General features: G+C 72.5%; 13 protein-coding genes. 11 read left to right on the forward strand and 2 right to left on the reverse strand.

Annotated features, from left to right (window positions below; all coding sequences use genetic code 11):
- Window positions 1–165: 165 nt before the first annotated feature.
- Together ACZ5NH_RS12730 and ACZ5NH_RS12735 are read left to right on the forward strand one after the other, a co-directional pair.
- Window positions 166–1656, forward strand: coding sequence for an amino acid permease (locus tag ACZ5NH_RS12730; RefSeq protein ID WP_388626115.1), 1491 nt, complete (start codon window positions 166–168; stop codon window positions 1654–1656).
- A 27-nt stretch (window positions 1657–1683) separates the two neighbouring features.
- Window positions 1684–2136, forward strand: coding sequence for an Lrp/AsnC family transcriptional regulator (locus ACZ5NH_RS12735; protein WP_031174468.1), 453 nt, complete (start codon window positions 1684–1686; stop codon window positions 2134–2136).
- A gap of 67 nt (window positions 2137–2203) precedes the next feature.
- Here ACZ5NH_RS12735 and ACZ5NH_RS12740 read toward each other — a convergent pair whose 3' ends face one another.
- Window positions 2204–2668, reverse strand: coding sequence for a hypothetical protein (locus ACZ5NH_RS12740; protein ID WP_468774771.1), 465 nt, complete (start codon window positions 2666–2668; stop codon window positions 2204–2206).
- Between the two features lie 21 nt (window positions 2669–2689).
- Window positions 2690–3430, reverse strand: a complete 741-nt coding sequence (locus ACZ5NH_RS12745) for a GntR family transcriptional regulator (protein WP_468774773.1) — start codon at window positions 3428–3430, stop codon at window positions 2690–2692.
- A gap of 204 nt (window positions 3431–3634) precedes the next feature.
- On the opposite strand from ACZ5NH_RS12745, the gene ACZ5NH_RS12750 reads away from it, so the two are divergent.
- From ACZ5NH_RS12750 to ACZ5NH_RS12790, 9 genes are all read left to right on the forward strand, one after another.
- Window positions 3635–4795: an ABC transporter substrate-binding protein gene (locus ACZ5NH_RS12750; RefSeq protein ID WP_468774775.1), complete on the forward strand. Its 1161-nt coding sequence runs from the start codon at window positions 3635–3637 to the stop codon at window positions 4793–4795.
- Window positions 4792–5691, forward strand: coding sequence for an ABC transporter permease (locus ACZ5NH_RS12755; RefSeq protein WP_388626109.1), 900 nt, complete (start codon window positions 4792–4794; stop codon window positions 5689–5691). The genes ACZ5NH_RS12750 and ACZ5NH_RS12755 overlap by 4 nt, the downstream gene beginning before the upstream one ends.
- Window positions 5676–6497, forward strand: a complete 822-nt coding sequence (locus tag ACZ5NH_RS12760) for an ABC transporter permease (protein WP_388626108.1) — start codon at window positions 5676–5678, stop codon at window positions 6495–6497. Before ACZ5NH_RS12755 ends, ACZ5NH_RS12760 begins: the two co-directional genes overlap by 16 nt.
- A gap of 9 nt (window positions 6498–6506) precedes the next feature.
- Complete coding sequence (locus ACZ5NH_RS12765; protein WP_468774778.1) at window positions 6507–7583, forward strand: ABC transporter ATP-binding protein; 1077 nt, start codon at window positions 6507–6509, stop codon at window positions 7581–7583.
- A 14-nt stretch (window positions 7584–7597) separates the two neighbouring features.
- Window positions 7598–9064, forward strand: coding sequence for an HAD-IA family hydrolase (locus ACZ5NH_RS12770; protein WP_468774779.1), 1467 nt, complete (start codon window positions 7598–7600; stop codon window positions 9062–9064).
- Between the two features lie 94 nt (window positions 9065–9158).
- On the forward strand, window positions 9159–11813 hold the full coding sequence (locus ACZ5NH_RS12775) for a sensor histidine kinase (protein ID WP_468774781.1): 2655 nt from the start codon (window positions 9159–9161) through the stop codon (window positions 11811–11813).
- A complete protein-coding gene (locus ACZ5NH_RS12780) occupies window positions 11803–12240 on the forward strand; it encodes a roadblock/LC7 domain-containing protein (protein ID WP_451007540.1) in 438 nt (145 codons plus the stop codon). The genes ACZ5NH_RS12775 and ACZ5NH_RS12780 overlap by 11 nt, the downstream gene beginning before the upstream one ends.
- Before the next feature lie 7 nt (window positions 12241–12247).
- Entirely contained in the window at window positions 12248–12628 is a 381-nt protein-coding gene (locus ACZ5NH_RS12785) for a DUF742 domain-containing protein (RefSeq protein ID WP_388626099.1), read from the forward strand.
- 117 nt (window positions 12629–12745) lie between these two features.
- Complete coding sequence (locus tag ACZ5NH_RS12790; protein ID WP_468774784.1) at window positions 12746–13366, forward strand: DUF4232 domain-containing protein; 621 nt, start codon at window positions 12746–12748, stop codon at window positions 13364–13366.
- Window positions 13367–13427: the final 61 nt, after the last annotated feature.

Below are 13427 nucleotides of genomic sequence, written 5' to 3' on the forward strand. Positions count from 1 at the left end.
CATGCGGGGACGCGCAAGGTTGCTGCATTACGCCCGTGAAGGCCACCCCCGTAAGGTGCTGCGCTGTACGTGGCGTGGCGGGGACCCCGCTCGGTGGGCCCCTGCCCGCGCAGGGCTGCCCCAGGTCCCCGTCCGCAATGACCGGCAGGATGAAGGAGCCAACGCGTGCTCGACCAAGGCGCACCCCCGCACGACCGCACAGCGACCGCCCCCGCACCCCAGGGCCTCGCCGCGCGCCTCATGCGGCGCAAGCCCGTGGAACGCCTGGTCGCGGAGGGCGGCCAGGGCGAGGGAGGCTCGCTTCGGCGCTCCCTCGGCCTGTGGCAGCTGACCATGATCAGCATCGGTGCCACGCTCGGCACCGGTATCTTCGTCGTCCTCGGCGAGGCCGTCCCCAAGGCGGGCCCGGCCGTCGTCCTCTCGTTCGTGATCGCCGGTCTCACCGCGCTGTTCTCGGCCCTGTCCTACGCCGAGCTGGCGGGCACCATCCCCGTCTCCGGCTCCTCGTACTCGTACGCATACGCAACGATGGGCGAACTGATCGCCTGGGTCTGCGGCTGGTGTCTGCTCCTGGAGTACGGCGTCTCGGTCGCCGCCGTGGCCGTCGGCTGGGGCGAGTACCTGAACGAGCTGCTGTCCGGCACCATCGGCGTCACCATCCCGAACGCCCTCGCCAACCCGCCCGGCGTCGACGGCGGTGTCTTCAACCTGCCCGCCCTGATCGTCGTGATCCTCGCGATGGTGTTCCTGATGGGCGGCGCCAAGGAGTCCGCGCGGGCCAACACCGTCATGGTGTCCGTGAAGATCGCCGCCCTGATCCTGTTCTGCGCGATCGGCTTCATGGGCTTCAAGTCCGGCAACTACTCCCACTTCATGCCGCTCGGCATGGCGGGCGTCAGCGGCGCCGGGGCCACGCTGTTCTTCTCGTACATCGGCTTCGACGCCGCCTCCACCGCCGGTGAGGAGGCCAAGGACGCCCAGCGCGACCTGCCCCGCGCGATCATGCTGTCGCTGGTCATCGTGACCGCCCTGTACGTGCTGGTCGCCGCCGTCGCCGTCGGTGCCAAGCCGTGGCGGAGCTTCAACGACTCCGAGGCCACGCTCGCCCAGATCATGAAGGACGTCACCGGGCAGAGCTTCTGGGGCACCCTGCTGGCCTTCTGCGCCGTCATCGCCATCGCGAGCGTCGTGCTGACCGTGCTCTACGGCCAGACCCGCATCCTGTTCGCCATGTCCCGCGACGGACTGGTGCCCAAGGTCTTCGCCAAGGTCCACCCGAAGACCGGTGCCCCGCGCGCCAACACGGTCATCGTGTCGCTGTTCTGCGGTGTCCTCGCCGCCGCCATTCCGCTGGGCCAGCTGGCGGACGCCACCAGCATCGGCACGCTGTTCGCCTTCGCGCTGGTCAACGTCGCCGTCGTGGTGCTGCGCCGGACCCGCCCGGCCATGCACCGCTCCTTCCGGGTCCCGCTGTCGCCGCTGCTGCCCGCGCTGGGCTTCGCCTTCTGCGTGTGGATGATGGGCAGCCTGTCGACCGTCACCTGGATCGTGTTCGGTGTCTGGATGGCCGTCGGGCTCGTGTTCTACTTCGTGTACGGCTATCGCCGTTCCCGTCTCGCGACCGGTGACGACCTCGCGGTGACGGCAGAGAAGTGACCGGACCGAAGAAGTGAACCACCCCCTGTGCTGAACGATCTCGACGAACGCATCGTGCACGCCCTCGCCGAGGACGCCCGCCGCTCCTACGCGGACATCGGGCAGATGGTCGGCCTGTCCGCGCCCGCGGTGAAGCGGCGCGTGGACCGGCTGCGCGCCACCGGAGCGATCACCGGATTCACCGTGCGGGTGGACCCGGCGGCGCTCGGCTGGGAGACCGAGGGCTACATCGAGATCTACTGCCGGCGGAACACCTCGCCGGACACCATTCAGCGGGGGCTGGAGCGGTATCAGGAGGTCGTGGCCGCGTCCACCGTCACCGGGGACGCGGACGCGATCGCCCAGGTCTTCGCCTCCGACATGCGGCACTTCGAGCGAGTACTGGAGCGGATCGCCGGCGAGCCGTTCGTGGAGCGGACCAAGTCGGTGCTGGTGCTGTCGCCGTTGCTGCGGCGCTTTTCTTCCGGGGCGCCGGGCTGATCCGGACTACGGCTCGGGGCGCTCTGCCGTGTGCCGGGTGCGGGTGATCCGTGGTTCGGCGCGCGGTTCACCGCGCCCCCTTCGGGGCGCTGATCGAGGTCAGCATGCGGCGCATCACCGCCGCGTGGGCGCCGCTGCCGATCACCAGCAAGCGGTACAGCTTCCCGGCCGGGCCGGGGAACACGGCCCGGGTCTCCGCGCTCACGCGCGTGCGGCCCGGGCCTTCCGGTGCCAGGCGGAAGGTCAGCGTGTACGCCGAGAAGCGGTGGCGGCCGGTGAGGACCAGCTCGCGCAGCGGATCCGCCGTCGTGACGCGGAAGCCGCGGACCGTGGAGCCCACGGCCGGCGTGTGCGGACCGGACGTCGTGCGGTCGGCGACGCCGACCAGGCGGGCGTAGCCGGCTCCCGCCCGTCCGGCGAAGGACCGGCGCATGACCTCGCCGATCGTCCGCCAGACGACGTCCGCGCCGGCGGGGACGACGGTCGTGTGCGTGTCCACGTACGGCAGCGACACGGTCCGGACGTACGCCATGTGATCCCCCTTCGGCAGCCCTCACTCCGCGGTCTTGCGGGCCAGGGCGTTGTTCCCGATGGAATTGTGCACGCTGAAGCTCACCGCGTCCGAGCGGTACCGGTCGTCCGACCACTCCACCGGGCGCCCCTCGCGGGTCGTCGTCACCCGGCGGACGCGCAGCAGCGGACTCGTACGGCGGACACCGAGCAGTTCGGCGTCCTGGGCGCCCGCCGCCACCGCGTCGATGATGTGCTCGCCGTAGGCGAAGACCAACCCCGAGTCGTCGTAGAGGCGTTGGGTGACCGACGGGCATTCCGGCTCGATCGACTCGACGGCGGGGGAGATCCAGTCGGCGTACACCGTGCGCTCCAGCAGCACCGGCTCGCCGTCCAGGCCGCGCACCCGGAGCACGTGCAACACCCGTGTGCCGACGGACAGTTGGAGGCGTACGGCGTCCTCGTGGGTCGCCGGGCGGTACTCCTGGGACACCACCTGGCCGGTGGCCTCGCGGCCCATCGCCCGGGCCCACTGGGCGAAGCTGCGCAGTTCCTCGAAGCTCTGGCTGCGGCGGCTGGCCAGGACGACGCGCCGGGCACCCTGACGGGAGCCGATCAGGCCTTCGGAGGTGAGGGTCGCGACGGCCTGGCGGACCGTGCCGCGTGAGACGCCGTACTGCGTGGCGAGTTCCGACTCCGAGGGCAGTCGGCTGCCGACCGTGTACTCCTCGCGGTCGATCGCCCGCCGCAGCTCGTCGGCGATCTCCTCGTGTCGCGCGGTCATGCTTCCCCTCTGCTCAGGTCACTGTGCACAGCGTGACCAGCCTAATCGAGACCTGAGCGTGATCTGAAACGGTCTGGATTGTGCAGCCAACCAGGGCCCAAAGTTTCGCTCCCGTTTACAGACAGGACACCGCGAGCGGGCGTACTGTGACGCAACTTGTTCAGACAAGTTCTCCGCAACCCTGATGCGTCCCCTGGAGAGACCGTGATCGTGTCCCTGCCGAGAAACGCCGTCCTCGGCGGCTCCCTCGCCGTCGTCGCCGCGCTCGCGCTCAGCGCCTGCGGCGCCGCCCCCGACAACGCGTCCACCACGACCAAGGACGGCAAGAACGCCGCCACCGCCACCTCCGCGGCCGACTTCGGCGGCATGGACGCCCTGGTCAAGGCGGCCAAGAAGGAAGGCACGCTGCACATCATCGCGGTGCCTCGCGACTGGGCCAACTACGGCGCGATCATCGACGGTTTCCAGAAGAAGTACGGCATCAAGATCCAGGACGAGAGCCCCGACGGCACCAGCCAGGACGAGATCAACGCCGTCACCACCCGCAAGGGCCAGGACCGCGCCCCCGACGTCCTCGACCTCGGCTCCTCCTTCGCGCTGAGCGCCGCCCAGCAGGGCCTGCTCGCGTCCTACAAGGTCGCCTCCTACGCCGACCTCCCCGAGGCCCAGAAGGACCCGCAGGCCCGCTGGTTCAACGACTACGGCGGCTATGTCTCCATCGGCTGCGACGCCAAGCGCGTGAAGACCTGCCCGACCAGCTTCAAGGACCTCCTCAAGCCCGAGTACAAGGGCCAGGTCGCCCTCAACGGCAACCCCACCAAGTCCGGCTCGGCCTTCGGCGGCGTCTACGCGGCGGCCCTGGCGAACGGCGGCTCCTTCGACGACATCCAGCCCGGCCTGGACTTCTTCGCCAAGCTGAAGAAGAACGGCAACTACACGCCGGTCGAGTCCACCCCGGCCACCGTCGAGAAGGGCGAGACGCCGATCTCGATCGACTGGGACTACCTGAACGCCGGCTACGCCGACGAGTTCAAGTCCAAGGGCCTCGACTGGAAGGTCGTCATCCCGAGCGACGGCCAGTACGCCCAGTACTACTCCCAGGCCATCACCAAGGACGCCCCGCACCCGGCGGCCGCCCGCCTGTGGCAGGAGTACCTGTACAGCACCGAGGGCCAGAACCTGTGGCTCAAGGGCTACGCCCGCCCGGCCCTGATGGCCGCCATGGACAAGGCCGGCACCCTCGACAAGACGGCCGCCGCCAAGCTCCCGAAGGTCACCGGCACGCCGTCCTTTCCGACCGAGACCCAGCAGAGCAAGGCCAAGACGGTCATCGCCCAGGGCTGGGGGAAGGCCGTCTCCGGATGACCGCCGCTCTCCCGCGCGCGGACGTGGCGCCCGTCGCTTCGGCGAAGCGGCGGCGCCGCGCCCCCGGCTGGCTCGCCGTGGTGCCGCTCCTGGCGTTCACGGCCGTCGCCTTCGGCCTGCCCGCGCTGGCCATCGTCAACGGCGCCTTCTCGGTCGACGACGCCACCACGGGCGCCACCACCTACACCGGCGCCAACATGACGGCCTCGCTGCAGGGCCCGTACCTCACCGCCCTGCTCGGCAGCGTCAAGCTGTCCGCGATCTCCGCCGCGCTCGGCGCCCTGCTCGGGCTGCCGCTCGCTCAGGCCGTGGTCAGCTCCCGCTCCCGCTGGCTGCGCGAGGCCGTGCTGACCGCCTCCGGCGTGCTCGCCAACTTCGGCGGCGTCCCGCTGGCCTTCGCCTTCGTCGCCACCCTCGGCAACGCGGGCGTGCTCACGGTGCACCTGGGCCTGAACGGCACCGGCTGGGACCTCTACAGCTTCTGGGGCCTGATCCTGGTCTACCTGTACTTCCTCATCCCGCTCATGGTCCTCACCATCACCCCGGCGCTGGACGGCCTGCGCTCCCAGTGGCGTGAGGCCGCGCTGAACAACGGCGCCACCGGGGCCCAGTACTGGCGGCACGTGGCCCTGCCCGTGCTCGCGCCCTCGCTGCTCGGCGGCCTGGTACTGCTGTTCGGCAGCGCCTTCGCCGCCTACGCCACCGCCGCCGCCATGGTCGGCAGCGCGGTCCCGCTGGTCACCCTGCAGATCGCCGACGCCCTGTCCGGCAACGTGCTGGTCGGCCAGGAGAACGTCGCCCTCGCCCTCAGCCTCGACATGGTGCTGGTGGCGGGCCTGGTGATGGCCGTGTACCTGCCCCTTCAGCGACGGAGTGCCCGATGGCTCGACGCCTGACCCTCTGGCGGTGGGTCGTCCTCGGCCTCGCCGCCCTGTACTTCCTGGTGCCGCTCGCCGCCTCCGCGATCTTCACGGTGGACGTGCCCGGCCAAGGTCTCACCTTCGACGCCTACACCAAGATCCTCTCCGCCGACGGCTTCCTCTCCAGTCTGCTGCTCTCGCTGGAGCTGGCCGTGGCCACCATCGCGGTCGTGCTGCTGCTGATGGTGCCCGCCGTGGTCGCCCTCCGGCTCGGCTCGCCCCGGCTGCGGCCGGTGGTGGAGGTGGTGTGCTCGCTGCCGCTGGTGGTGCCGCCCATCGCGTTCGTCGCCGGGATCGCCACCGTGCTCAAGTGGGGCCCGGAGCATTTGTCCCGCACCCCGCTGTTCGAGACGTTCGTGGTGATCCAGAACGACAACTTCCCCGTCGTGCTGGTCCTCGCCTACGTCGTGATGGCCCTGCCGTTCGTCTACCGGGCCCTGGACGCCGGCCTGCGCGCCATCGACGTACGGACCCTCGTCGAGGCGGCCCGCAGCTGCGGTGCCTCCTGGCCCAAGGCCCTCGTCCGGGCCGTCCTGCCCAATCTGCGCGGGGCCCTGCTGAACGCCTCCTTCCTCACCCTGGCCCTGGTCCTCGGCGAGTTCACGGTGTCCCATCTGCTCGGCTACACCCCGTTCGCCGTGTGGATCTACAACGTCGGCGGCGAGCAGGCCCAGATGTCCGTCGCCGTGTCCGTGCTCAGCCTGCTCGTCACCTGGGCCCTGCTCCTCGCGCTCGCCGGTGCCGGCGGCGGACGCAACCGAACCGCCAACTCCCGGGGATGAACACACACCATGACCGCCACCACGCTTGAGAAGGCCGTCGCAGAAAAGGCCGCCACCGTCGAATTCCGCTCGCTGCGGCGGGAGTTCGGGGCCACCGTCGCCCTCGACGGGCTCGACCTGACCGTCCGCCCGGGGGAGTTCCTGGCCCTGCTCGGCCCCTCCGGCTGCGGCAAGACCACCGCGCTGCGCATGCTCGCCGGGTTCGAACACCCCGACTCCGGCGCCGTCCTGGTGGACGGCGAGGACGTCACGCACGTCCCGGCCCACCGCCGCGACGCCGGCATGGTCTTCCAGTCGTACAGCCTCTTCCCGCATCTGAACGCCGTCGACAACGTCGCCTTCGGGCTGCGCATGCGCGGCGTCCGTACGGCCGAACGCCGCGCACGCGCCGCCGAGCTGCTGGAGCTGGTCGGCCTCGCCGACAAGGGCGAGCGCTATCCGCACCAGCTCTCCGGCGGCCAGCAGCAGCGCATCGCCCTGGCCCGCGCCCTGGCCCTGCGCCCGCGCGTGCTGCTCCTCGACGAGCCGCTGTCCGCGCTGGACGCCAAGGTGCGGCTCACCCTGCGCGAGGAGATCCGCCGCCTCCAGCAGGAGCTCGGCATCACCACCCTGTTCGTGACGCACGACCAGGAAGAGGCGCTCTCGGTCGCCGACCGGGTCGCCGTCATGCGCGCCGGCCGCCTCGAACAGTGCGCCGAACCCGCCGAGTTGTACGGCCGCCCCGCCACCGCCTTCGTCGCCGAGTTCGTCGGCACCATGAGCCGGATCCCGGGCGAGCTGAAGGACGGCACGGTCGAGGTGCTCGGTCAGCGGCTGCCGGCCGACGGCGAGGTGCCCGGCGGTGCGGTGGACGTGCTGGTGCGGCCCGAGGCCGTACAGGTGCGCCCGGACGAGCAGGGCACCGCCCGGATCGTCGCCACCGCCTTCCTCGGCGCGGTCGTCCGGGTCACCGTACGGCTCGCCGACGGCACCGAGGTCAAGGCGGACCTGCCCGCCCACGAGGCCGGCGGGCTCGGCGCCGGAACCGCCGTCGGCGTGTCGCTGCCCGAGCGGCCGGTGCTCGTGGCCGAACGCATCCAGAAGTGAGGAATTCCCCGAACGTGACCCCCCACATCCATCAACACCCGCTGCAGGCCGTTCTGTTCGACATGGACGGCACGCTCGTCGACACCGAGCGGCTGTGGTGGGAGGCGGTCGAGCAGGTCGCCGGCCGCCCGCTGACCGAGGCCGACCAGCCCGACGTGCTCGGCCGTCCGGTCGAGCACACCGCCGCCTGGCTCGGTACGGCGACAGGCCGGCCGGCGGCGGACCTCGCGGCCGAACTGCACCGCGAGTTCGCCGACCGCGTCCGCACCGGGATCGTGCCCCGGCCCGGCGCGCTGGACCTGCTGGACGCGCTGGCCGCCGCCGGCGTCCCCGCCGCCCTGGTGACCGCGTCCCCGCGCGCGGTCGCCGACGTCGTCCTCGACGCGCTCGGCGCCGACCGGTTCGCGGCCTCCGTCACCGCCGACGACACCACCCGCACCAAGCCGGCCCCCGACCCCTACCGGGCCGCCTGCCGGGCCCTCGGCGTCGATCCCGCCGCCTGTGTGGCCGTGGAGGACACCGAGACCGGCGTCACCTCCGCCGAGGCCGCCGGGTGCGCCGTCCTCGCCGTACCGTCCCTGGCGCCGATCGGCACCGCGGCCGGCCGCACCGTCCGGCAGAGCCTCGTCGGGGTCACGGTCCACGAGCTGCGGCGCATGGTCGCGCCCGAACTCCGGGTCATGAGCTGGAACCTGTGGCTCGGCGGCAGCGAGGTCGACGATCACCGGGCCAAGCAGCTCAAGGTCGTCCTGGACAGCGGCGCCGACGTCGTCGGACTCCAGGAGACGGGCGGAACGGCGGCCCAGGAACTGGCCGAGGCGCTCGGCTGGCACCACCACCGGGCCGGCGAGAACCTCGGCATCATCAGCCGCCACCCCATCACCGCCCGCTTCGGCGACCCGGAGGTCGGCTTCTACGGCGCCGCGGGCGTCCGGATCGCCGTGGCACCGGGCCGCGAGGTCGACGTGTGGACGGCGCATCTGCACTACACGCCGTACGGCCCCTACGAGTCCGTCTTCGACGGGCTGCCGGCGGCGGAGCTGATCGCGCACGAGGAACTGCGGATGACCCAGATGCGGGACGCACTGGCGCGTATCGCGGACTCCTCGCGCGACGGCGTCCCGGTCGTGCTCGTCGGCGACTTCAACTGTCCCTCGCACCTGGACTGGCCGGACGTGGCCTGGCCGGTGACGAGGGCCGCCGAGGACGCTGGCTTCGCCGACTCCTACCGCGAGGCCCACCCGGACCCCGTCGCCGAGCCCGGCCACACCTGGTCGCCGATCCATCCGGTGCACGAGGACGGCAGCGGACGGCCCGAGCCGCAGGACCGGATCGACTACGTCCTGCACCGCGGCCTGACCGTACGGGACGCGCGGACCGTCGTCACCGGCAGCCCGCGCCCCTGGCCGGACGTCGCGGACAACGACTGGCCCTCCGACCACGCGGCGGTCGTCACGACCTTCGTCCTGACCAGGATGTGACCGGGGGTTACCGCAGGTCACATTGCGGTCCGGGGTGAGCGTCCCGTAGCTTGTGCCGCACTTTCTACTGACTGGTAACCCCGGCAGGTACTCCATGCGCTGGCCCCTCGGCCGTCCCACCACCGTCCGCACGCGGATCGTGGCGCTCGCGCTCGCCCCGGCCGTCGCGCTGATGGCGCTGTGGAGCTTCGCGATGGTGTCCGTCACCGCCGAACTGCGCGCGCTGATCCGGCTCCAGGGGGTGTACGAGGACTTCGGCACCCCCGTGGACACCGCCGTCGGGCAGATCCAGATCGAGCGCCGGATGTCCGCCGCCTACCTGGGCTCCCGCCTCGACACGGCGACGGCCGGTCAGCTGCTCGAGCAGCAGCGCCGTACCGACCGGGCCGTGGACGCCATGCGGCAGGCGATCCGGGGCGGCGACCGCGGCCGGCTGACGGCCCGGCAGCGGCAGGCGCTGGACGCCATGGTCACGGCCACCGGCACACTGGACGGGCTGCGCTCGCAGGTGCTGTCCCGGCATATCACCTGGGACCGGGCCGTGGACCAGTACAGCGCGCTGGTCGAGCCCGGCTTCGACGTGCAGTCCACGCTCACCGCCCTCCAGGCCGGACAGCTCGCCCGAGAGGCGCAGGTCGTGAGCGAGCTCGTGCGGGTGCGGGAGTTCGTCTCCCGGGAGGACGCGCTGGTCGCCGGGGCGCGGGCGGCCGGCACGCTGACCGACCGGCAGTACGACACGCTGACCGCAACCATCGAGGACCGGCGGGTGTTCCAGCGGACCTATGTCCCGGACCTGCCCGCCGACTCGCGTGCGCTGTTCGAGGACTTCCAGCGCGGGAACCTGTACGGCTCGCTGGTGCGCGGCGAGGACGCGCTGCTGCGGGCCGGGGCCGCGGGCGCCGGGCGGGCCGTCGCGGCGGACACCTGGCGGTCCACCACCGACCGGGCCGTGCGGCGGTACATGCAACTGTGTACGCGGTCCGCCGAGAACTCCGCGGCACGCGGCCGGGCCTTCGCCTACCGGGAGCTGACCAAGTCGGCCGTCGTCGGCGTGGTGGGCCTGGCGGCCGTGGGGCTGTCGCTGTGGTTCGCGGTGCGCGGTGCGCGGCGCATCTCGCGGCGCCTGGAGATCCTGCGGGACGCGGCCGATGTCCTGACTCAGCGTCAGCTGCCCGATGTCATGCGGAGGTTGAGCGTCGGCGAGGAGGTCGATGCGGTGGCGGAGGCGCCGCCGCTGGCCGCCGACGAGGTGCGCGACGACGAGATCGGGCAGGTCGGTCGGTCCTTCAACACCGCGCGGCTCGCCGCCGTCGAAGCGGCCGTCAAGCAGGCGACCCTGCGCCGCGGCCTGTTCGCGGTGCTGCTCAACATCGCCCGCCGCAACCAGGCGCTGGTGCACCGTCAGCTGAAGCTCGTCGACACCCTGGAACGGCGCACCGACGACCCCGACGTCCTGCGCGAGCTGTTCCGCATCGACCATCTGACCACCCGCATGCGCCGGCACGCGGAGAGTTTGATCATCCTCTCCGGCGCCACGCCCGGCCGCCGCTGGCGCCGGCCCGTGCCGGTCGCGGACGTCGTCGCCTCGGCCGTCGGTGAGATCGAGGACTACGCGCGCGTGGTGGTCCCGCCGATGCCGGAGGTGGGCGTGGCGGCGGACGCGGTGGCCGACGTGGTCCATCTCGTCGCCGAACTCCTGGAGAACGCCACTGCCTTCTCACCCCCGCACACCCAGGTCACCCTGCGCACCGGGCGCGTCGGCAGCGGGTTCGTGCTGGAGATCGACGACCGCGGCCTCGGCCTCGACGCCGAGGCGCGCACCCACGCCCGCGCCACCCTCACCGACCCCGACAGCTTCGACCCCACCCGCCACGACCGCCTCGGCCTCTACGTCGTCGGACGCCTCGCCACCCGCCACGGCATCGAGGTGAGCCTCACGGACTCGCCGTACGGCGGTACGACGGCGGTGGTCCTGCTGCCACAGGGGGTGCTGGCGGAGCCGGAGCCACGCGAACAGGGGACGGCTGTACGTGAGCTGCCGTCCAGGAAGCGGCCGGCTGAGTCCGGGCCGGGTGAGCCGCGACGCGCGCCCGCCGGTGACCCGCCCGGACGGAACCGGCTCGCGTCCGTGCCTGCGCCGGGTACGGGGGCCGTGTCCGGGTCCGCGGCGGCGGAGGGGCCGTCGTCCCGGGCCGTCCCTGATCCGGGGCCGGTGCGCGAGCTGCCGTCGGACGCCGCGACACCTGTGGCTGCCGCCGGTTCGGGGGCCGGGTCCACGCCGTCGTCGGGGGAGCGGCCGACGGCCTCGGCCGGCACCGGCCCCGAGGCCGTGTCCGAGGCGCCGGTCACCCCGCCCGCCCTGCCCAGCCGGACCCGGCAGGCCTCCCTCGTCCGGGAGCTGCGGGACGAACCGCCGCCGCGGGACGCCGGACCCGGACGTGAGATCGACGCCGAGGAGATGCGCGCGATCTTCGGCGCCTTCCAGCGCGGCCTCGACCGCGGCCGCAAGGGCCTCCCGGCGACCGACGCGACTGCCCGAGGCTCCGCTACCACGAACCCGACGGAAGCGCGGCTCCCAAGGGGCGCGGGGAACGGCGCGACCAGCCCCCACGCACCCGCACCCGAACACACCGCCGCACCTGACCGGGCACCCGCAGCCGCCCACGCCCACAATGCCCCCACCGACGCCGACACCGACCCCCTGACCAGCCACGCCGACGAAGGGACCGACGCCGATCATGAACGGTGACGACCAGACCCCGGAGCCGCACGACCCGCACGCCGGAGCGCCCGGCACGGACCTGGGCTGGCTGCTGGACGATCTCGTGGCGCGCACCGAGCACGTCCGCCAGGCCGTGCTGCTGACCGCCGACGGCCTCCCGCTCAGCAGCTCGGACGGGATGCGCCGGCGCGACATCGAGCACCTGGCCGCCGTCTGCTCCGGCTTCCACGGCCTGGCCCGCTCGGCGGGGGAGCGGTTCGCCGCGGGCGAGGTGCGGCAGACCATGGTGATGCTCGACGACGCCTACCTCTTCATCACCCCGGCCGGCCACGGCAGCCGGCTCGCCGTCCTCAGCGAGGCCGGCACCGACGTCGGTCAGCTCGCCCACGAGATGGCCCTGCTCGTCCGCCGCCTCGGCCGCCACCTGGACGCGGCCGCCCGCACCCCCAGATGATCCCGCGGTGAGCGACGAGCACTGGTACGAGGACGAGACCGGGTCGATGGTGCGCCCCTACACGGTGACGCGCGGCCGCACCCGGCCCGCGGGCGCGCAGGCCATCGACCTGATGTCCCGGGTCACCGCGCTGGACGCCGACGCGCCGGGACCGGCCGTCGACCACGCCCGTGCCGCCCTGCTCGACCTGATCCGGCGCGGCCCGCGACCCGTGGTGGAGCTGGCCGCGGACGCCGACCTGCCCCTGACCGTCCTCCGGGTGCTGCTCGGTGACCTGGCCGAGGCGGGCCTGATCCGCATCGACGAGCCCCGCCGCCACCCGGCCGGCGACCCGGCCACCGACCCGGGGCTGCTGCGGGACATCGTGCGACGGCTGCGGGAGATCTAGCCGTTTGTCACAGCCGTGTACGGGAGCGGTGTCGACCGGAACGCGTCAACCGCGGCAGGTGTCTCACGGGGCAGCACGTCATCCGCACCGCCGAACCCGTACCGCTGAAGGGGAACCATGCGCGTCCAGAAGCTCTCGCTGCTCGCCGTCGCCGCCGTGGCAGGCCTGTCGCTCACCGCCTGCCAGGGCGGTGACAAGGGCTCGTCCGGCGCGAGCGACTCCGGCTCGCCGAGCGCCGCCTCGCAGGGTTCCGGCTCCCAGGGCTCCGGCTCCCGGGCCTCCGACGGCACCGGCGCGTCCAGCGGCACGGGCACCCCCACCGCGTCCCGGACGGGCAGCGCCATGACGTCCGCCTGCACCACGTCCCAGCTCGTGTTCAGCACCTCCGGCGGCATGGCCGAGGGCACCCTCGTCGTCAACCTGAAGAACACCGGTACCACCGCCTGCACCCTCAAGGGCTTCCCCGGCGCCGACCTCAAGAGCAAGGACGGCACGGTCAGTGCCCGGCGCAGCAAGCTCGCCGCCCCGCTGGTCAGCGTCAAGCCGGGCGAGGAGACCCGCTTCACCCTGCACTACCCGCCGAACACCTCCGGCGGCAGCGGCGAGACCTTCACCAGCCTCGTCGTGACCCCGCCGAACGAGACGCACCCCCGCACGCTGCCCGTCAGCATCAACGTGCCGGTCTCGGACGGCAGCGGCTCCGCCATCACCGTCGACCCCGTCGGCACCGGCAAGTAGCCGCACCCAGGACGGGAACCACACCCGGGGGCGCGCAACGAATCGCCGTCCGACCGGCTCT

The sequence above is a fragment of the Streptomyces sp. NPDC031426 genome (assembly GCF_055581585.1).